Source organism: Ochrobactrum sp. Q0168, assembly GCF_016427605.1.
Taxonomy (GTDB): Bacteria; Pseudomonadota; Alphaproteobacteria; order Rhizobiales; family Rhizobiaceae; genus Brucella.
Genome location: NZ_JAELXQ010000020.1, coordinates 1 through 19,351, shown reverse-complemented (window position 1 = coordinate 19,351; position 19,351 = coordinate 1). Strand labels below are relative to the sequence as shown.

Here is a 19,351-nt window from a genome sequence, read left to right as displayed (position 1 = left end):
CTCTTCCTTTTCGCGGATAGGTTTCTTGCCGCGTTGGGCGGCGTATCAATGGATGCGCCGCAGCAGTCTTTCGCGATAGGTATCGACAATCACAGCAAGTATGATCACCGCACCGATGATGATCGGCTTGTAATTATCGCCGATGCCAAGCAATTGCAGGCCCGTCGCCAGAACTTGTAGAATACACGCGCCTGCGAGCGTACCGACGATGGAGCCCTTCCCCCCAAAAAGGCTCGTCCCACCAATAATGACTGCCGCAATCGCATTCAGTTCATAGCCGATACCGGCGATCGGGCTGCCAATATTCAAACGCAACAGATAGACGATTGCGGCGATACCGGCGGTGACGCCCGAAATGACAAAAACAGCAATTTTATACGTGTCGGGATTATGCCCCGATAGACGGACGGCCTCATCATTGGCCCCAACAGCGTAGATCATGCGCCCGAAAACGGTAAATCGCAGGATGAACCAGCCCACAAAAATGACCGCCACTGCCACCAGAAAGATCGAGGGCAGAAAACCGCCGATAATCAGGTTACCGAAATCGACGAAGCCCTGTGGCAGTCCGGTAATGGTTGAATTGTTGGACACCACCCGCGCCGCGCCAGCGGCAATGTTCAACATGCCAAGCGTGACAATGAAGGATGGTATCTTCCAGAACGTCGACACTTTTCCGTTTATGTAACCGCAAAGTCCTCCAACTGCGATGCAAGCCAGCGCGGCAAGCGGTATCGACAACCCGGGTTCCAGACCTGATGTCATGATGAGCGCGCCGATCACCGTGCAAAGCGCCAGCACCGAGCCAACGGATAGATCAATGCCGCCGGTCAAGATGACGAAAGTCATACCCGCTGCAAGAACCGTATTGATGGCGATCTGGACGAATATCTTCAACGCGTTGCCCGGCGTGGCGAAATAAGGCGCGGTGAAGGAAAATACCAGTGTGATCAATAGAAGAGCTAGAAAAACACCAGCATCGCGCAGTAAGAAGCGTTTCAACTTCTGTTGGTCAGCCACTGCAGCTTTCTCGGGCACAGACGGCTTAGCTGTCATTGAACATGCTCCTGATAGGCCAGCGAGAGAATACGCTCCTGATCAAATTGCGACCGAGGCAGTTCTCCTACCAGCTTGCCGTTGGAGAACACGATAATACGGTGGCACATGCCAATGAGTTCAGGCAAATCCGAAGACACCATGATGATGGCTTTCCGGTGAGCGGCCAGCATCCAGAGTAATTGATAGATCTCGCGTCTGGCGCCGACATCGACGCCGCGCGTGGGCTCATCCAATATCAACGTTGAGGAACCGCGAAAAAGCCATTTTGCTAGCACCACCTTTTGCTGGTTGCCACCGGACAAATTGCGTACCGATGTGCCGATGGAAGCTGTTTTGATCCGCAACCGTTCGACCAGTTCCGTAACGGATTTCTTTTCCTCGCTTTTGTCCAGCAATCCGCCTTGGGAGATTTTCTTCAAATCCGTGATCGTCGCGTTTATGTCTACGGGCATATCGAGCATCAGCCCCTGCCCCTTACGATCTTCGGTCAGGAAACCGAGTCCATTTCTGACTGCATCTTTGGGATTGCGAATATTCACTCGCTTGCCATTCACGCGGATGTGGCCCCCACCTTTTGGATCGGCACCAAAGATTGCGCGCATGATTTCGGTTCGACCCGATCCAACCAGACCCGCCACCCCAAGAATTTCACCCTGGCGCACTGAAAAGGAGACCTTTTTAGTTTGTGTCACGCGCGTAACGTTCTCAACCTCCAAGGCCACTGAGCCCGGTACGATCGTTGGATCGAAGCTATATTCATCTGCAATATCCCGACCGATCATCATACGGACCAGATGGGGCACGCTCAGCCCCTCAAATGCGCGCGTTTCAACGAGACGACCGTTGCGCAGAACTGTGACCCGGTCGCCAATTTCAAAGACTTCATGCAGGCGGTGCGAGATATAAATTATAGTCACGCCCTTGGCCTTCAATCTCTTGATAATAGCAAAGAGCCGCTCAATTTCAGGCGGGGTTAACGTCGCCGTTGGCTCATCAAGGACCAGCAGTTTGCTATCGTAGCCAAGCGCCTTTGCAATTTCGACCAACTGCATTTGCGCGACCCCCAATTCGGAGACCAGCGTGCGGGGGTCTATCGCTAGCCCGACCTGGTCCAGCAACTCCGCAGCCCGTCGGTTTAGCGCAGCCCGATCCATGATGCCGTAACGCCGTGGGAGGCTCTCCAGCATCAGGTTTTCCGCTACGGAAAGGGGTGGAAGCAGGTTGAGTTCCTGATGCACGATGCGGATGCCCTGAACTTGCGCATCATGTGGCGTCTTGGGCCGATATGGCTGGTCATTCAGGAAAATCTCGCCTGTATCTGGCTGATATATCCCCGCAAGCAATTTGATGAGCGTTGACTTGCCAGCCCCGTTCTCACCAAGAATGATATGCGTTTCGCCGCGCAGCAGTTGCAGATTGATACCGTCCAAGGCGATCACGCCCGGAAAGATTTTGCCGACATTTTCAAGCTTCAAGATCGCGTCGGCTGACTGCATCGCTGTTCCTGCCTGCCGGAGTAACGGAAGGCCGCAAAGGAGCGCGTCCTATGCGGCCTCGCTATCTTGCGAGTTCCTAGAGGTCCTTCGCGGTAATCAGCTTGATATCCGTTTTGACCCAACCGGAGAATTTTTCACCGGCCAGTTCCTTCAGGCCATAATCGATCCCCATCGCCGCCATCTGAGCGCCGAACTGGTCGATCGTAGCCAGCATCTTGCCGTCCTTGATCAGAGGCTGGACGGCGGGAATATTGTCGAAACCAACGACCTTGATCTGGCCCGCCTTGCCTGCAGCATCAAGCGCCTTTACCACGCCGAGCGCCATCGAGTCATTGGCTGCCATAACGCCTTGAATATCCTGATATTGTGTGAGGAAATTCGTCATAAGCGTGTTGGCTTCTTCCGTTTCCCAATGTGCGGTTTTGGAATCCAGCAGCGTCAAGCCGCCTTCGGCTACAGCATCGTCAAACCCCTTCTTGCGCTCCTTGGCATTATCGGCCTCTGGATTGCCTTCCAGGATAACCACCTTGCCGCCCTTGCCCAATTCTTTGGCAAGCGCCATGCCGGACAGTTTTGCGCCTTCGCGATTGTCGGGACCGAAAAAGGCCAGATCGACACCGGCCTGCTTCTTCGCCTCTTCATCAAGCGCAACGTCGATATTGATGACCTTGATGCCAGCTTCCAGCGCCTTCTTCACCGGTGTGACCATAGCCTTGGAATCGGCGGGCGCCAGAACGATTACATTGAACTGCTGCGTGATGAAGTTTTCCACCGCATCGACCTGGGCGGCAAAATCACGCTCGTCTTTCATGCCAACAGCAGCAAAACTGAACTTATCTGTATTCTTGGCCGCATATTCTTCAGCACCAGCCTGCATTTGCTTGAAAAACTCGTTTGCGAGCGACTTCATGACAAGACCAACTTTGGGTTTGTCCGCTGCAAAAGACGGTAAGGACGGCAAAAGCAGAGCCCCTGCTCCAGCCGCGCTGGTCGTTAGAAACTGGCGTCGCGAAATTGAACCTAGACCCAGCCCATTCAATAGTGAACCTTTAGTCATGAATTCCTCCCCTCGCTTCAGCATTAAGCTTGAGCGTGAATTCAAGGTAGAGCCGGAAATGGAAAACTGTCAAGACGACAGAAAGTGGGAGTTCGTAAGTATCGCTCCAGCGTTGATTAAATCCGGCAAGAAGCAACGGAGTCCATGATTATCATAGCCATACTACTGCGTTTTCCTCGAAAAGCGACTGCCCGTTGCCGGTGAGAGGGGAACTTCCATCCTTCCAACTTCGCCAAAGAACGATGCAGAGTTGGATAGTTCTTCGCCGGTGCAGCAATTCGTAATGTGCGCCACGGAACGGCGCATACGAACCACTCAGTGCTCTACCAACTTGTCGAAGCTATCCTAACTAAGTTCCCGCTTGATCTTTTCAGGCGTGATCGGAAATTCATAGAAGCGCTTGCCGGTGGCATGCGCTATGGCGTTTCCAATGGCCGGAATGATTGGGATCGTCACGACCTCGGCAATGCCCTTTGGCGGCGAGGTGTCGGAAAGCGGCGTCAGATAGTCCGCGCTTTGTTTCCATACGGCCACGTCTTTCGACCTTGGCAATGTGTAGCGATTGAAATTCCATGTTCCATCGCCCGGACCATCATCGTAAAGCGGCAGTTCCTCCATAAGCGCGTGACCGATACCCATGGCGAGGCCACCCTGCTGCTGGCCAGATACCAGCTCCGGCACGATAATCTTGCCGGGATCGAGAATGCTGTGATGCTGCATGATCTCAACCGCCCCGGTAAAGGTGTTGACGTTCAGCTCCACAATGCAGGACGCTGGCGCATAGGTTGTCACGCCCGCATTGACGCGCTGTACCGGCGGGAAGTTGGCCTTGTTGCGTTTGATATATTCATAACCGCCTGTGGTCATCCGTCGTTTCGCCTCAGCGGAAGCGCCTTCGCCATACCGGACCGCCAAAGCGTCGACGGGAAGCTCGCGCATGCCTGCGCCGGGAACGGTGAACTGTGCGGTCGCCCATTGCCAGCGGCTGAAACAATGAAGCGCCACCCCTGTGATCAAGCCCAGTTCGTGCGCCTTTCGGGCGATGCGTTCAAAGGAAAGCGTTTCCATGCTGCCGCCGCCCACACCGCCTGGAACAATACGAATGTCGGCGAAAGTGACGTCGCCAGCCGATATTTGTCCGTCGGCTGGCCCTTCGCTCCAGATGGCCCGTGCTGCAGGCCAGATGGTGTTTTCCAGCAGGAACTGCGCGGCCTGCCGGGTGCCAAAGCTCAGAAAATAGGCGCTGTTGGAGGCGCTCATCGCAGGCAAAGTGGCAGGCACCCAGAAAGGGTTCTTCGCGGCTTCGTCCTGCTGCGCCTGCGTCATGGTATAGGGTGAACCGGTACTGGTAATCGGAAGCTGCGGAAAATCCGTCACACCGAATTCCACGTCATCCGGCACTTTGCCGATGATGTCGCGCACCAGAACCTGTTGCGCCGTTGTCGCTCCGGTGCCGATCTCCTGCACGCAATGCCGCATGGTCAGCCGCCCCTGCGCATCGAATTCCAGCGCAAGCGCGGAGGTGTCCGCCCCCGTGCCGTAATCCTTCTGCACCTGCGCAAAGCCGATACCGTAAAGGCGTCCCGGATGCGCCGCGTCATAAGCCTTCTTGGCTTGGTCGCGATTGACCCACAGAGGGTTACTGGCCGCCTTGTCGAGCATTTCGATGTTGCGCGGATCGCCAAGCGGTTGGGCGCCTTGCGTGTTCAGGTAACCCGCCTTGGTGGCATTGCGTCTGCGAAGCTCGATGGCGTCTATGGCGAGCTCATTTGCCAGCTCGTCGACCACAAGTTCGGTCACAGACATGACCTGAAGCGCGCCATAGCCGCGCATGGAACCTGCCTCCACAGCCTGGCTCGCCAGCGCGACCGAGCTGAAAACCGATTTTGGCAGATAATAGATCGATTGCGCCGCCGTTGCGGCGACTTGCGCGACGGAGAAGGAATAGTTGGCCCGTCCGCCGCCATTGGCGACATAGTGGCCTTTCATGATTTCGAACTGGCCCGTTTTGCGGTCCGCGACAAGCGAGACATCCATCTGGAACGAATGTCGTTTGAGGCCCATCTGGAACTGCTCATAGCGGTCATTGGCCAGACGCACGGCTTCGCCACCGCCGTAAAAAGCCGCCATCACGCAATAAAGCGGGAAAATCGAATGGTCCTTCGAGCCATAGCCAACCGTCGTGCCGGATTGGAGCTTGATCTCATCCACCGGAAAAGTCTTGTTGCCCTTGACGATCATGGCTGCGAACCGCGCCGCGTCGTAAGGCGATTGCACGGCGGCAATGATATGCAGTGTCCGCGTTTTCGCATCGTACCATGCATTGCCATTGTCCGCTTCCAGCGCCGAAGGATCGACCGACTGGGAGAAGGCCTTGCGGTCAAGAACAATCTTAGCCGGGTTCTGCCGCGCTGCGTCAATCTCTGCGCCGAGTTGGCGCGCCGCATTCATGCCCCGGCGCATGGGCTCGTAAGTCTCTCGCGCCACCTGTTCAGGATCGCGCGCGCCACCACCCCGGTTCCTGGTCTGCACGGAGCGCGGAACGAAAAGGCCTGTCTTGCTTTCATCCGGCCAGACGACCTCGTTGCCATTGAAATTGCCGTAGATCGTCGCATCCTGAAAGGATGAATAAACAGACGGCGATGTCGGGGTTTCTCCGCCAATACTCACATAGCGTGCCGCGCCGAAATTCTGCGGCGGCTTTGGGCCGGTTTTGGTGCCATAACGGACGACATCCGTTTCAAAGCGCAGCAGACGCTTCGCCAGCTCGAAACGTTCGAAATCGTCGTAAACAAGCAGCGCCACCGGATGGCCGAGCAAAGGCGGTGTTTCGCCCTTCGGGACGAGGAAATTCTTGCCAAAAAACACCTCCGCCAGATCCGACACTTGCGGAATGCGAATGCCGTCCCGCTCCAAATCCTCATGCATCACTAGACGGTCAGGCTGGAGTTCCTTTCCCAGCAACGACAAGTCCAGCCCTTCGAATGTACGGTCGGCTTTCGTCGCCTTGATGAAGAAAGCGTGCGCCTGATCCTTCGTCCAGCCAGGAATATCGCGCGCGCGATAATCGCGAGCAAAGGTTTTCCCGCCCGTCACTTTACGTATGGCGTCCCAGCGATGGCGCGCTTTGCCCTTGGCGTCGAGCCAGTCCGCAGTTGTCGGGCCCGACTGCACCTCCAGTGCATAAGCAGTGGGAAGACGCGCAAAGAGAACGGATATGCCTGCAAACGTACCCAACTTGATGAAATCACGGCGTGACAATCCGGCAGCCATGTATCTATCTCCTTAAGCGACCGTGTAAGAATGCCATTCACGACGCGGTCAAATCAGTTCCCAAATTACCGAACAGAGCGCTGGAACGCTTTGACCTGCCCGGCAGTAACAGGACGACCGCCCCGCCCGCCCCATTGCGCCCGCATCCAGCTGACCAGCGCTGCAATCTCGTTCTCCTCCATCGTGTCGGCAAAAGCCGGCATGGCGTACATGCGTTGCTGGTTCGTGAATGCCTGGGTGGCGATGCCGTTCAAAATGGCGCTGATCAGCGCGTTCGGTTTATCCAGCGCCACAATACCGTTGCCTTTCATGGCGGGCGCGACATTCGGGGTGCCTTCGCCGTTCAAACCGTGGCAGCCCGAACAGGCCGAAATATAGGACATACGTCCCTTGTCCATGTCGGCATCCAGCGGCAGCGTAACGGCCTGCGGCAAGGCTTCGGGCGCGGGTTTTGGCGGCGGAATATTGCCGTCATCATCCGTCAGCAGATAGGTGGCAATCGCGCGAATATCGTCATCGGACATGATATTGGTGGAAAAATGCGTCACCGTATTCATGTCAGCGAATGACGTTCCCTGTGGAGCAATCCCCGTCTTCAGATACTGGCTTAAGGCGCGGAGATCAAAGCCCTGTCGCGCCAGACTGGGCTGCGTAATGTCGGGCGCAACCATGCCCTCCAAGATGCCCCCTTGCAGATTGCGCGCAAAGTCAGGCGCCATCATAATATTGAGCGGCGTGTGACATCCACCGCAATGGGCCAGCCCTTCAACCAGATAGGCCCCCCGGTTCCAGTCAGCAGAGCGCTCGTCGTTATGCGGCGCTTCACGTTTCGGGAAATTGAGAAGCGCCCAGAAATTCACAAAAGGACGGACCGGAAGCCGAAAAATAGCGCTATTGGGTTTATTCGCGACAGCCATAGGCGGTATCGTCCTCAGATAGGCATAGAGCGCATCGATATCATCTGGCGTCGTCACCTGCGTGAAAAGATAGGGCATCGCCGGATAATGCGATGACCCGGCGCGATGCCATATTTCATCAGCCGATGAAAATCCGCCCGGCTATATTTTCCAATGCCATATGTCGGATCGGGCGTGATGTTGGTCGAATGCAGGGTACCAAACGGGGTGGCGATAGCGACGCCTCCCGCTGCCATCGGACCTTCGGGCAGGGAATGGCAACCGAAACAATCGGCAGCACGCGCCAGTTCCTGCCCCCGTGGAACAAGCGCATGCATCTGTTCGGCTGAAAGGGGCTTTTTCACCTCTGGACTGACGGATGAAGTCCGGAACAGCCCCAGCAGAACCGACAGTCCGCCCGCGATGACAATGAGCGTGACGGCCAAAGCAATGTAGTAAAGACGCTTATGTTTCATGCCCCCGCTCCGCCCCATTAACCGATGACGCAGCCGGGTGTCGCGAGAGCGACATCGCGGATCGCCTCATAATAACGGACGTAGCCGGTACAGCGGCAAATATGCAAATCGAGCGCATCCCCGATCGCCGATTCCAGATCAGCGCGCTTCACCGGGTGCCGTTTCAGCTGTTCGATAAACACCGTGGCACCCGCTACGAAGCCCGGTGTGCAATAGCCGCACTGAAAGGAAAAGTGATCAATGAATGCCTGCTGTACGGGCGTCAGGCTAAGGATATGACCGTCGCTGTCACGCCGCGCATGGCCCTCGATGGTGAGGATGGATTTGCCGGCAAAAAAATGCGCATCATAGATGCATGTGCGGCTTTCGGCATTAGTGCCATCGGGCTTAACCTCGATAACCGTACAGGCATGGCAGATACCCTGGCCGCAGCCAAAATGCGTCCCCGTCAGATCAAGATATTCATGTAGAAAGTCAATCATCGGCATCCCGAGTGGAACATCCACGGGTCCGACCGTCGTACCATTGATCGTCAGGGTAAGCGGTCGCTTTTCCATAATCTATCCCGAAACCTGTTGTTGATCAGCCGCTTGAACATCATAGTGCACTATAAATTCTACTCTTATCTTTCATCTATCTAATTTAAATAAAGGTAATATTACTCAAATAAATAGTAATCGAACTTCTATTAACGCACTATGAAACTAAATTCGAGTGATTATCAATTCAACAGCCAACGAATAAATGATTTCTCCAAATCGGTATGCGTTCTCTCTCAAGAAAGCTTTCCGTGCCCGAGCCCGTTTGTCGTGAACGCCGAACACCAGCGTCAGTAAACGCAGAACGGCCATTTCCAAGTAAAAAGTTATAAAATTGTTATAAAATTCTTTTCGGAATCTGGACAGATAGGAAAACTGAATTATTATATTAGCCAAGCGTCAATAATAGAATATAAACTTGTAAGCTTGGGGGTCCGCATTGTATTTTCTCACTGACCCCGTGGTGGCGCTTTTTGTTTCCCTTGCAATAGGTTATCTCCTTGGCCGGTTGCGCATAGGCCCGGTTCGATTGGGCGGAGTTTGCGGCACTTTGCTGGCAGCGCTGGTGATCGGACAACTCGGCGTTCGCATTTCACCGGACTTGAAGGACAGCGCCTTCACTCTTTTCATTTACGCGCTCGGTTTTACGGCAGGGCCTCAGTTCTTTGCCAATATTCGCGGTGGGTGGCGTTATGGAATTTTTTCGCTCATCGAAGTTATGTGCGTCACATTTCTGGTTTCGATGGCGATTGTTCTGTTCAAGCTGGATATAGGAACCGCCACCGGACTTTTCGCCGGCTCCGCGACGGAATCTGCGGTCATCGGAACAGCGTCGCAAACAATTTCCCGCCTGCCCCTCGCGCCGGAGCAGATTGAACAGTTACAGGCCAATGTCGCCACAGCCTATAGCCTCACCTATCTGTTCGGCCTTTTGGCGATCGTGGTGTTTACCACCCAGCTTGCACCGATGTTTCTGAAGGTCGACCTCAAAACCGAAGCGCAGGCGCTCGCCAGAAAACTTGGTTCGGAAGACAATGATGACGATCAGGTCGAGGGACTGCCTATGTTCGTCGCCCGTGCTTTCAGAGCCGGTTCGCTCGGTGGGCAGACAGTCGGGGAATTGGAGAAAAGCTGGAACTGGACGGTCACGATTGAACGTGTACGTCGGCATAAGAAAATTATTCAAACAGACCCTACGTTCCTTTTGAAGCCGGATGACGTTGTCATTGTGCATGGACGCCGCAACGCGGTTATCGCCATTCAGGACTCATTCGGAGACGAGGTTCCCGTGCCAGACGGCACCAGTCTGGCACTCGTTACCCGTGAAGTCGTCCTCATTCGATCTGAAGCTTTTGGACGCCAGATTCGTCAATTGCGCCACTCGGCTTCACCAGAATTGCGGCGGGGCGTATTCATATCGAATATACGGCGGTTAGGGGAGAAAATTCCCGCATTGCCCGGTACGGTTCTCCATGAAGGAGATGTCCTGACACTTTATGGGCAGGAAGAACCGGTCACGCGCGCCATAGAAGCATTGGGCAAGCCTTTACCCAAAGTAGGCAGCACGGATTTTGTCTTTCTCGGTCTTGGCATTGTCGCCGGTCTTTTGCTGGGCAACTTCTCTCTCAATATACGCGGCTGGGAGCTGACGTTAGGGTCAGGCGGCGGCGCCTTGATCGCTGGCCTTGTCTTCGGTTGGCTCAACATGCGAAATCCGGCGCGCGGCGGGTTTCCGGTTCCTGCCGCAGAGTTCGCAAAAGATTTCGGGCTCGCAACATTCATCGCTGCCATAGGACTGAGCGCCGGACCCGAGGCTATCGAACTCGTCCTTCAATATGGGCTTATTCTCCCCATCCTCGGCCTGGTGGTTTCCTTTGTGCCTGCTCTCGTGTCGCTTTTTGTTGGCGCGAAACTGATGAAAATCGAGACGCCAATCCTTCTTGGCGCAATCGCCGGTCAGCATTGCAGTACGCCAACGATCAGCGCCCTCGTGTCCCAAGCCGGGAACTCGACACCTGTCATCGGATACACGGTCACCTATGCGATCTCCAATGTGCTCCTACCCCTTATGGGACCAGTGATCGTAGGGATTGCTGCAGCACTGGGAAGCTAACGAGCTTCAACATATTTTCCGGTGATGCTGGCCCTTTTTATGCGGTCGGCAATCCCAGACGAACCGCGTAAGCCGTCAGCTCGGCGGAGCTGTGGAGGTTAAGCTTGCGCATCAGGTTTTCGCGATGCTTGCGTGCGGTGAGCGGACTGATCCCCAGTCGCGTTGCCACATCCCGCGCGGTCAGCCCCTGCGCAACCAGCGCCAGAATTTGACGTTCACGGCGCGTCAGCGGGATCGGCGACACTATATCTGGCGCGGGCCTAGAGCTGCTGCTGCCCATTGACCCCGTGATCGCAAAACGGATGGACTGCGCCAGATAGGTCTTGCCATTTCTGACGGCGTCGATGGCTGCACCGATTTCTTCCGGATCACCATCCTTGGTCAGATAGGCGCTGGCCCCGGCTTCCATTGCAGCGCGAATTGTTCTGGGTTCAACATTCGCGGTCAGAATCAATATCTGCAGCTTAGGCGCAACCGTCTTTATTTCCGAGATGAATTGAATCCCGGCCACCCCCGGCATACCGAGATCGAGAATGAGCAGATCGGCCCCGGCACTGCGCACTTGCTCCATAACGGTCGTTCCATCGCTCGCTTCTGCGACGACGGATATGTCGTCCATCACAGAAATCAGGAGCTTCAGCCCCTGACGCACGATCGCGTGGTCATCGGCAAGAATGGCGGTAAGGGGACGGGTCATCCGGCTGTCATTCACCTTGCTTTGGCGCCAATTGGCGCAAATCGTTCAAATCACAACTTATTGGCGGCAAGTTACTGATCGATCAATCATTTAAGTATAACACTGGGCAGTGAACGACAATGCAACATATTGGGAGGCCGGATGCAGGAAGATCGGATACGTCAGGCTCTCACGGAACTTTTGTACCGAAATTCCTATGGCGTCATTATCTCGAATGTCGTCATTTCTCTCGGTGCAATCTATGTTCTGAAGAATGCCGTGCCCGCGAGCTGGCTCGTCGGATGGCTCGGCGCGCTTTATTTGCTGACCACCATCCGTGTCTTCGCATCGCGCCAATTCTTTAGCCGCCAGAGGGACTCGCAATCCATTCAGCGCTGGGCCTGGCTTGCCGCGAGCTTTTCCTGGATATCCGGGCTTCTGTGGGGCGGGCTGGGCTGGGCCGGATTTCTACCGGAAGCGCCAATCGTGCTGTCTTTTACCGTCATCGTCCTGACCGGTCTTGTCTGCGGCACTGTCCCCTCGCTTTCGGCGTTTCCGCCAGCGCTCGTCGGCTCGATCATCGCGACCGTCATTCCGATCGCCGTGCGTTGCATCCTGACCGAAAGTGAAATTTCCGGTGCCTTTCTTTTTTTGCTGGCAGCACTGGTCGCCATCAATCTCTATTATTGCCGGATCACCTACCGCATGCTGCATGAGACCATTCGGCTGCGGCTGGAAAACGAAAACCTCGTTGCGCATTTGCAAGAAGAAACAGACCGTGCACAGCACGCAGACCGTGCCAAGACACGTTTTCTGGCCGCGGCAAGCCATGATCTTCGCCAACCAATCCATGCATTGAGCCTGCTCATATCCACGCTTGGCATTCTCGGACAGCGGGGCAATGTTGCATCCAGCGATGCGCGCGACCTGGCCGCAAAGGCAAAATCGGTCGTCCACGATCTGAGCGGGCTTTTGAACGAGCTGCTCGATATTTCGCGGCTCGACGCTGGTATCGTAACGGTGGTGAACGAACCCGTGGCTTTGTCGGTATTACTCCACGATCTGCATGACGAATTCGCACTTGACGCAGAGCAACGCGGACTTCAATGGCATGTCGTCGAAAGCGATCTTTATGTCGATAGCGATCCGATGATGCTCAAACGCATTCTGAACAATCTTCTGACCAATGCCTTTCGATATACGAAGGCGGGGCGCATCCTCCTTGGCTGCCGCAGACGCGGCGATGCAGTCGAAATTCAGGTCTTCGATACGGGCCCCGGTATTCCAGCCGATCAACAAGCAAAGATTTTCGAAGAGTTTGTCCAGCTGCAGAATCCGGCGCGCGACCGGTCGCAAGGACTGGGACTGGGGCTCGCCATCGTCCGGCGCACAGCCATGCTTCTTGGGCATCCGTTGAAACTTGTGTCCAATCCCGGCAAAGGCTCGATGTTCTCGCTCACGGTTCCCAGAACCCGCGACAAGGGCCTTGAAATCCCGCGCATGCATGTACCGCTCGAGGCGGAAACATCTCCTGGTATCATCGTCATTGATGACGAGAAAGATGTTATCGACGCCATGGAGCAACTGCTTCAGCTTGATGGACACCGGATTTATCCGGGGCGCTCAGCCGAAGAGGCTCAGGCATCCTACGCGGCGGCCCTTGAGAGTGGCGACGCGCCGGTCGATTTGATCATTGCCGACTATCGGCTGGGCGGTGGCGTTACAGGGCTCGACGCCATTCAAACTCTGCGTTCGGTGGTCGGGCGACCTCTGCCAGCAATTATCGTCACCGGAGATACCTCTCCCGCGCGATTGAGGGAGGTCAATGCCAGCGGGGCACTCATGCTGCATAAGCCCATCGATGTCGATGAACTGCGCAAAGCCATTGCCGCCGCGATTTCCGCCCCGGTCAAAACCTCACCCTGAGCACGGCATTTACGCCCTGCTGATAGGCGTGAGAACCAATCTGGCCAGTATAATTGACGCCGAGCGTGGCGCTTCGAGAAAGATCGAAGTTCAGACCAGCCTCGATGAGCGCTGCATCCTTCGCGATAGGCGCTCCGTAAACCGTGAATGCGGATGAACCTATGAAACTATTCGTCGAGCTTGTTTCGATATCGCCATAAGCATGGCGCCAGCCAATAGACCCGTACGCATTGGCCGATATATTTCCCAGCAGGAAATGGCGTGAAGCCCGCAAGCCGATGGTTGTGAAAGCCGTGTCCATCGTATCGCTGTCGAAGTTGAGCCGCACCGCCGTTCTTCCCGTTTCATTGAAGCCATCTGTATGGTGATGGACATAAGCGAGATTGGCAAACGCTTCCAATGGAGCATCTTCCCTGCCCCATTGATAGGCAAGTTCGCCAAAAGCCTGAAACGTGCTGGCATGATAGTCGCTGTTTAGACTATCGGAAAAGCCCGGAAAAGTGACGGATCGATCAAGCTCGATTTCATGCCACGTATAGGCAAGCCCGGTGCGGAAGGCGATAGCATTGCCATTGTTCAGTTTCCAGGACGAACCGGCATAGGCGCCCAATGTATAATTGTCGCTTTGCCCGGAAGATGCGCGCCCATCCACATCGAATGTTGTCCGGCTATAGCCCGCCAGCAATCCAAGACGCCAATTGTCGAAGACTGTACCGTCTACTCCCACAACGAAGCCACCGGTATTGTAGTCGAGCCGCGCTGTGTTTCCACTGCCGTCGATTGAAGCCCAGTTACCATAGCCCTGAATCCAGGCATTATAATTTTGCTCGCGAGACGTGGATGTCGTGGCCGCGAAGGCACCGGGTGTGTCGGCAATTTGGTCATTCTCAGGACCATAGGAAAGAAGAGTTGCAGACGATGGCAGCACGAAGCTCTCGGTTGAGCGCAAGCGATTGTTCATGGCGTCGCGAATGACGGCACCTCCTTCGATAAGCGCTGCTTTCGTTGAAGCATAGGCTTCACCGGACAGAAGGTTAAAGGCACCCCTTGCCTCAACCGCGCTGAGCATCAGCAACCTGTTGTAAAGTTCGAGAGGCGGCCCGGACTGCTGAAGCGTATCCAGCGCCTTTGCTGTCGCCGTCTGGTTCCTCGTTTCGGAAACAGTTTCGAAGAGCGCTGGCGGCGGTGGGCCCGAAATTGGGCCAACACCTCCCCCACCTGTCTGGCCGACATTTTTGACAGCAATTGTCAAATGCACGCTGTTGAGATCATAGGTCTCGTTCGCAGTAATAAAGGCAGACTTCGAGACTGTATCCTGAAAAGCCCCGTTTATTCCACCATCCGATGTGAGGATCGTATAGGTTTGACCGTTCTGATAGCTGGTCGCGGGATCGAGAGCGGTCACGTCGATATTTCCGCCCGAAATCGTGGTTTTACCGGAAACCCGCGTCAGATCGCTCAAACCAGCGTCCGCGATATCAACGGCGTAAGTCGATCCACGTTCGAGTGTCAGGTCACCATTGATTGTCAATGTGCCAATCGAATTCCCCGACGAAAGCGTTGCGCCAGTCAGAACGTCGACCATCGAACCACTGCCGGAACCGATGGTACCATGACCGCCAATCAAGCCACCGTCTGCAATGATAAAGGAGCCGCCCAAAACCGCATTGCTGTGGCTATCATCCGACCCGACGATCAAGCCACCTGCGGATACGGCTGTCGTTCCTGTAAATGCGGGGCTTTTGCCGTTGTAAGCGAGCGTTCCCAAACCCGCTTTGATGAAAGTCCCCTCCCCCGTCAACAGGCCGGTAAACTGCGCGCTGGTCACCTGATCAAATGTAACAGCGGCAGGGGCTGCAATCGAAACATCTCCGGAAAAACGTTCCGCGCTGGAAGTCAGATTGCCATGCTGTACGATCCAATTGAGACCTGACGTGCCACTCAACATAAGACTGCCAGATCCTTCCTTGATCATCGTTCCGGCAACCCCGCCTGCGCCCGCTATGTCGCCGGCAAAATTGCCATCCGCCGCCTGCGCGAAAACGACGATACCAGCATTTGCAATATTGCCTTTGATGGTCTCCGAATTGCCCACGAGACGACCTGACCCAACGATCGTGTCGCTATAGCGATTGCCAGTGTTTGTAAGTTGCAGAACACCAGTACCCGTCTTCACAAGATCACCCGGCCCCGAGAGCGCGCCGTTCAATATAAGGTCGGTATTATCCGCAACATCGAATATCCCTGCCTGCGCCAACGTAATTGATCGGGCGGTTTGAAAACTTGCTGTCGTTGCCAATGTCCCGTCATTGAGTATCAGACCGCCTGATGGATCGCCGAGATTAACATCGCTCGACACTTGCAACACACCGCCAGTTATCGTGGTGCCGCCGGTGAAACTGTTTGGCCCGCTCAACGTTAGCGTACCGCTATTGAGCTCCAGAGCCAACCGACCGCTACCGCCATCCTGGATCACGCCGGAGAATAGCGAAGGGCCTACAGACGACCCGTCAATGGTCAAGACGCTGCTTGTCGCCGCGCCATTTTCAATGAGACCAGCGCCTGGGCCAATACTGTTGATAGCTCCGACGGTTGTACTAAACCCATTGAGTTTGATGGTTCCCCCAACGCCACCCGGCAGATTGTCGAAATTCACGCCAACACCTGACGTCACTGCGTTAGTGGCGAGAACATTAAGCGTGCTATTGCCATAAAAGGTCTGAGCGCCACCACTCAGACCGCTGGTGGCGGAAACGTTGAAAACGCTGCTATCGTGAAAATCCCGAGCGCCACCATTGACAGCATTGGCCGCCGACGCATTCAAGGCGCTGAGATTGTAGAAATATTGCGCGCCGCCACCCACCGCACCACCAACGCTAACATTCAATGCACTGTTGCCATTAAAATATTGCTCACCACCACTCAGCGCATTGGCAGCTGTCAACGCCATGACGCTGTTAACGTAAAAACTCTGCGTTCCGCCGTTGACTGCGCTTGATGCGGTCGCATTCAGGCGACTGCTACCATTGAAAAACTGCGAGCCGCCAACGATGGCATCCGCTGCCGATGCGTTCAATGTGCTGGTATCGTAAAAAACCTGCTGGCCCCCGCTGAGAGCTCCTGCTGCTATAACGTCCAGCCTGCTACTGGCATTGAAATACTGAAAGCCATTACTAACGGCATTGGATGCCGATGCATTCAGAGCGCTGGCATCGTAGAAGCTCTGTCCGCCTCCACTGATTGAAAATATCTCCGAAGCATTGAGGCTGCTGCTGCCGTTAAAGTACTGAGAACCACCGCTAACGCCATTCATCGCAGTGACATTCAGCGCGCTCGAATCATAGAAAGCCTGCGTGCCGCCGCTGATTGCGTTGGTTGCCGTCGCGTTGAGCAAGCTCGTGTCATGAAATAACCACGTGGGACCTGATATGTCGGGAAAATAGTCAGCGGAGTTGGCGTCAATTATGGTAGAGCCCGTACATGGCGATGCTGTGCACGTGGTCTGAGCTTGTGCCGGCGCAATGATGACGAGACTAGCGACAACCGACGATACTACCTTGATTATGTCGCGGTGTATGGCCGATGCCGGACCGATCTTCTGGGGTGTAGCGGCGGCCCCAACAAACAGTTCTCGTTCGCCCCTATTGGGAGCCGCTCGTGTTCCATCCCACCTGACGAAATACGCTATCAACACACTTCCCCCAAAAAACCAGTCCGCGAAACGAAAGACAGCCAATCACTCAAATTTGAGGTTTGAGACCGCAACTAGCCTGAAACAGGAAAACTGCGGATCGCGAACTTCGTTCTGTTTATTACTGGGGTAGATTATGCGTACCGTCAGAGGAACATGCCTAATATACAAGGTGGCCTAAGCTAATCGACGGTTAAGGGATGAATATTACCTCATTTTGGGTATCGAACGACGACGTTTAACTAACGCAGAGATTCATATTGGAGATCGAACTTTGAGTGATAATTGGCCGGTAAGCAGCTCACCTCCCCAAAAGCGTAAGTTCCGCACTGAACACCGTTCCTGAAAGAGCCATGAGAATTCTCTCACGCCGTCCATTCGAAGGGATCATCATGCCCCAGTTTATGAGCTACGAAAACGCACTTTGCAGTGCCTCGAGCGAGCACAGCTCTAGATTTTTCGGTGTCAATCAGGTATGGTACCTTCTATTCAATATCGCAGCTGCACGCGACGGATTCGAACCGAAAATCTTCCCTAAAAAATGAAACGCAAACAATCGCTCGAGCGAAACTTAAGCTCGAATTGACTTTTGTTTGATAAATTTTTATTCATATTTCCAAAGCTTTAGCGGGATGATCTTGACTGCTCAAAAATAGGTAAACCGGGTAAGCGGGGCAGATTTGGTGGCTGTTCCATTTTACCGGACAATTGTACGCCTGATGGGAATTTATCCTAATCTGATCGATGACAGCAGACCGCTTCCATTGGCATAATGAGGAGGCGCGAATGACTGAGATCGATATTGATAGTCTGGATGAATCAATGCTGACGGCGTTGAACCGGCGGATCGTGGAACGCCTGCAGTTTTAGCATTAGCAGAAGACAACTGCTGCCTTACAGGATATCAAGATCGGTGGCGGCGTGACGTTTGAAGGGCCGGACGGAGCCATGGGTCGGGGTTTTGTTATCCGCTGCAATTGCAAGACGGTGACGGTACGCACGGATGATGACAAACAGTGGAACGTTTCGCCGTCGTTACTGACACTGACAGGTTATCATATTATGGATGAGGTGCCGGCAAAAGCAGGGCAGATGGTCCCATTCTCAAAGCCTGGCGGTCGCAAGTAAGCGTGATCAGGCTTTTGCGATGATGAGCTTGCAAGTTCCGGGGTGGTTGGCTGTTGATTGGGAATGCCAAGCCGGTTGCCGAGGTGGTGCCAGAAGGACAGACCAAGCTTTTTGCAGGTCTTCATGAGGCCGAGCATGGTATCGCTGGCGACACGCCCATCCCGGCTCATGGTGCCGCCGGAGATTTTGCGTTTGATGACGCAACTGCGCAGATCGTTCTCGGACGCATTGGTGCGCAACGGGATTTCGGGTCGTTCAAGAACCTTGAGCCGTTTTTCCTTGCGGCGCAGCAAGCGGGCTAGCAGCTGGTCGAGATCGACATAGCCGGTGCGGATCGAGAAGATGCGCTCAAACCGTTTCCTAAGGCTGCGATCATCCCGATTACGGGCTTCTGTTTGAACCCTTTCAGCGCTTTATAAAAACTCCAGATGAGATCGCGTATGGTTTCCACTACGCGCACCTACCGAGAGGTTGCAGGTATCAGCTTTTGCGACAACCGCTCCGCATGCACCTAGCACAAGGCATGATCACCGATACGGAATTGTCCGGCATCATCACAGACAATAACGGCATTGCCCAACAGGTCATGATAGCGAATTGAACCCCAGATACCCGCTTCTGCGACTACACGGACCGTGTCCTTATCGAAGATGTCGACACCTTTATGAGCCAGGTGTTCCAGAAACAGTACCCGATTGCAAAATCGGCACCCTGAAAAACTTCACGATCGAGACATGCTCGATATCCTGCGTGCAACTACGGCCGATCTTCTGGCGCCCATCAACCCACCGAGTATCCATCTAACCTCATTCGGCTAACCAAACTGGTGTTACAGCTGCTTAACTAGGTAGTACGAGCGCGTCATCGATTTGAGGCCAATTTCCAAAGAAGCCCGAGCTTCCCTGCAGAACAAGCTATTCATCAGCTCGCGCGAAAAAACCTCAAGCACTCATAATTCTGAACGAGGCAAAGCAAGACAGTAATCTCCCGATGCCTCTTCTAAATGAGAGAGGGGGGGAGG

The 19,351-nt window shown here is 54.7% G+C and carries 12 protein-coding genes and 1 pseudogene; 3 read left to right on the top strand and 10 right to left on the bottom strand.

What is annotated here, in order from left to right; genetic code table 11:
* Positions 1–45 precede the first annotated feature (45 nt).
* The 7 genes from JAU75_RS21315 to JAU75_RS21285 all read right to left on the bottom strand — a co-directional run bounded on the left by JAU75_RS21315 (position 46) and on the right by JAU75_RS21285 (position 8,814).
* A complete protein-coding gene (locus JAU75_RS21315; protein WP_199058508.1) occupies positions 46–1,056 on the bottom strand; it encodes an ABC transporter permease in 1,011 nt (336 codons plus the stop codon).
* Positions 1,053–2,555, bottom strand: a complete 1,503-nt coding sequence (locus tag JAU75_RS21310) for a sugar ABC transporter ATP-binding protein (RefSeq protein ID WP_199058507.1) — start codon at positions 2,553–2,555, stop codon at positions 1,053–1,055. The genes JAU75_RS21315 and JAU75_RS21310 overlap by 4 nt, the downstream gene beginning before the upstream one ends.
* Before the next feature lie 76 nt (positions 2,556–2,631).
* Complete coding sequence (locus tag JAU75_RS21305; RefSeq protein ID WP_199058506.1) at positions 2,632–3,612, bottom strand: sugar ABC transporter substrate-binding protein; 981 nt, start codon at positions 3,610–3,612, stop codon at positions 2,632–2,634.
* 345 nt (positions 3,613–3,957) lie between these two features.
* A complete protein-coding gene (locus tag JAU75_RS21300) occupies positions 3,958–6,885 on the bottom strand; it encodes a molybdopterin cofactor-binding domain-containing protein (protein ID WP_199058505.1) in 2,928 nt (975 codons plus the stop codon).
* A 65-nt stretch (positions 6,886–6,950) separates the two neighbouring features.
* A complete protein-coding gene (locus tag JAU75_RS21295) occupies positions 6,951–7,880 on the bottom strand; it encodes a cytochrome c (RefSeq protein WP_199058504.1) in 930 nt (309 codons plus the stop codon).
* Positions 7,856–8,257 (bottom strand): hypothetical protein, encoded by a 402-nt coding sequence (locus JAU75_RS21290; protein WP_199058503.1) that lies wholly within the window; start codon positions 8,255–8,257, stop codon positions 7,856–7,858. The genes JAU75_RS21295 and JAU75_RS21290 overlap by 25 nt, the downstream gene beginning before the upstream one ends.
* A 17-nt stretch (positions 8,258–8,274) precedes the next feature.
* Positions 8,275–8,814 (bottom strand): (2Fe-2S)-binding protein, encoded by a 540-nt coding sequence (locus JAU75_RS21285; RefSeq protein ID WP_199058502.1) that lies wholly within the window; start codon positions 8,812–8,814, stop codon positions 8,275–8,277.
* A 421-nt stretch (positions 8,815–9,235) separates the two neighbouring features.
* On the opposite strand from JAU75_RS21285, the gene aspT reads away from it, so the two are divergent.
* A complete protein-coding gene (gene aspT / locus JAU75_RS21280) occupies positions 9,236–10,909 on the top strand; it encodes an aspartate-alanine antiporter (RefSeq protein ID WP_199058501.1) in 1,674 nt (557 codons plus the stop codon).
* A 37-nt stretch (positions 10,910–10,946) separates the two neighbouring features.
* Here the strand turns inward: aspT and JAU75_RS21275 are convergent, their stop codons facing one another.
* Positions 10,947–11,606: a response regulator transcription factor gene (locus JAU75_RS21275; protein WP_199058500.1), complete on the bottom strand. Its 660-nt coding sequence runs from the start codon at positions 11,604–11,606 to the stop codon at positions 10,947–10,949.
* Between the two features lie 141 nt (positions 11,607–11,747).
* Between JAU75_RS21275 and JAU75_RS21270 the strand changes: the two genes are divergently transcribed.
* Complete coding sequence (locus JAU75_RS21270) at positions 11,748–13,511, top strand: hybrid sensor histidine kinase/response regulator (RefSeq protein ID WP_199058499.1); 1,764 nt, start codon at positions 11,748–11,750, stop codon at positions 13,509–13,511.
* Here JAU75_RS21270 and JAU75_RS21265 read toward each other — a convergent pair.
* Positions 13,495–16,905, bottom strand: a complete 3,411-nt coding sequence (locus JAU75_RS21265; RefSeq protein WP_199058498.1) for an autotransporter domain-containing protein — start codon at positions 16,903–16,905, stop codon at positions 13,495–13,497. The genes JAU75_RS21270 and JAU75_RS21265 overlap by 17 nt on opposite strands.
* A gap of 1,083 nt (positions 16,906–17,988) precedes the next feature.
* On the opposite strand from JAU75_RS21265, the pseudogene JAU75_RS24305 reads away from it, so the two are divergent.
* Positions 17,989–18,330 (top strand): annotated as a pseudogene (locus JAU75_RS24305) (hypothetical protein).
* On the opposite strand, the gene JAU75_RS24140 reads toward JAU75_RS24305, so the two are convergent.
* Entirely contained in the window at positions 18,258–18,665 is a 408-nt protein-coding gene (locus tag JAU75_RS24140) for a transposase (RefSeq protein WP_371836224.1), read from the bottom strand. The pseudogene JAU75_RS24305 and the gene JAU75_RS24140 overlap by 73 nt on opposite strands.
* Positions 18,666–19,351: the final 686 nt, after the last annotated feature.

Coding starts and splice junctions, on each gene's coding strand:
- JAU75_RS21315 (WP_199058508.1), bottom strand. CDS start 1,056: ATGACAGCTAAGCCGTCTGTGCCCGAGAAAGCTGCAGTGGCTGACCAA.
- JAU75_RS21310 (WP_199058507.1), bottom strand. CDS start 2,555: ATGCAGTCAGCCGACGCGATCTTGAAGCTTGAAAATGTCGGCAAAATC.
- JAU75_RS21305 (WP_199058506.1), bottom strand. CDS start 3,612: ATGACTAAAGGTTCACTATTGAATGGGCTGGGTCTAGGTTCAATTTCG.
- JAU75_RS21300 (WP_199058505.1), bottom strand. CDS start 6,885: ATGGCTGCCGGATTGTCACGCCGTGATTTCATCAAGTTGGGTACGTTT.
- JAU75_RS21295 (WP_199058504.1), bottom strand. CDS start 7,880: ATGCCCTATCTTTTCACGCAGGTGACGACGCCAGATGATATCGATGCG.
- JAU75_RS21290 (WP_199058503.1), bottom strand. CDS start 8,257: ATGAAACATAAGCGTCTTTACTACATTGCTTTGGCCGTCACGCTCATT.
- JAU75_RS21285 (WP_199058502.1), bottom strand. CDS start 8,814: ATGGAAAAGCGACCGCTTACCCTGACGATCAATGGTACGACGGTCGGA.
- JAU75_RS21275 (WP_199058500.1), bottom strand. CDS start 11,606: ATGACCCGTCCCCTTACCGCCATTCTTGCCGATGACCACGCGATCGTG.
- JAU75_RS21270 (WP_199058499.1), top strand. CDS start 11,748: ATGCAGGAAGATCGGATACGTCAGGCTCTCACGGAACTTTTGTACCGA.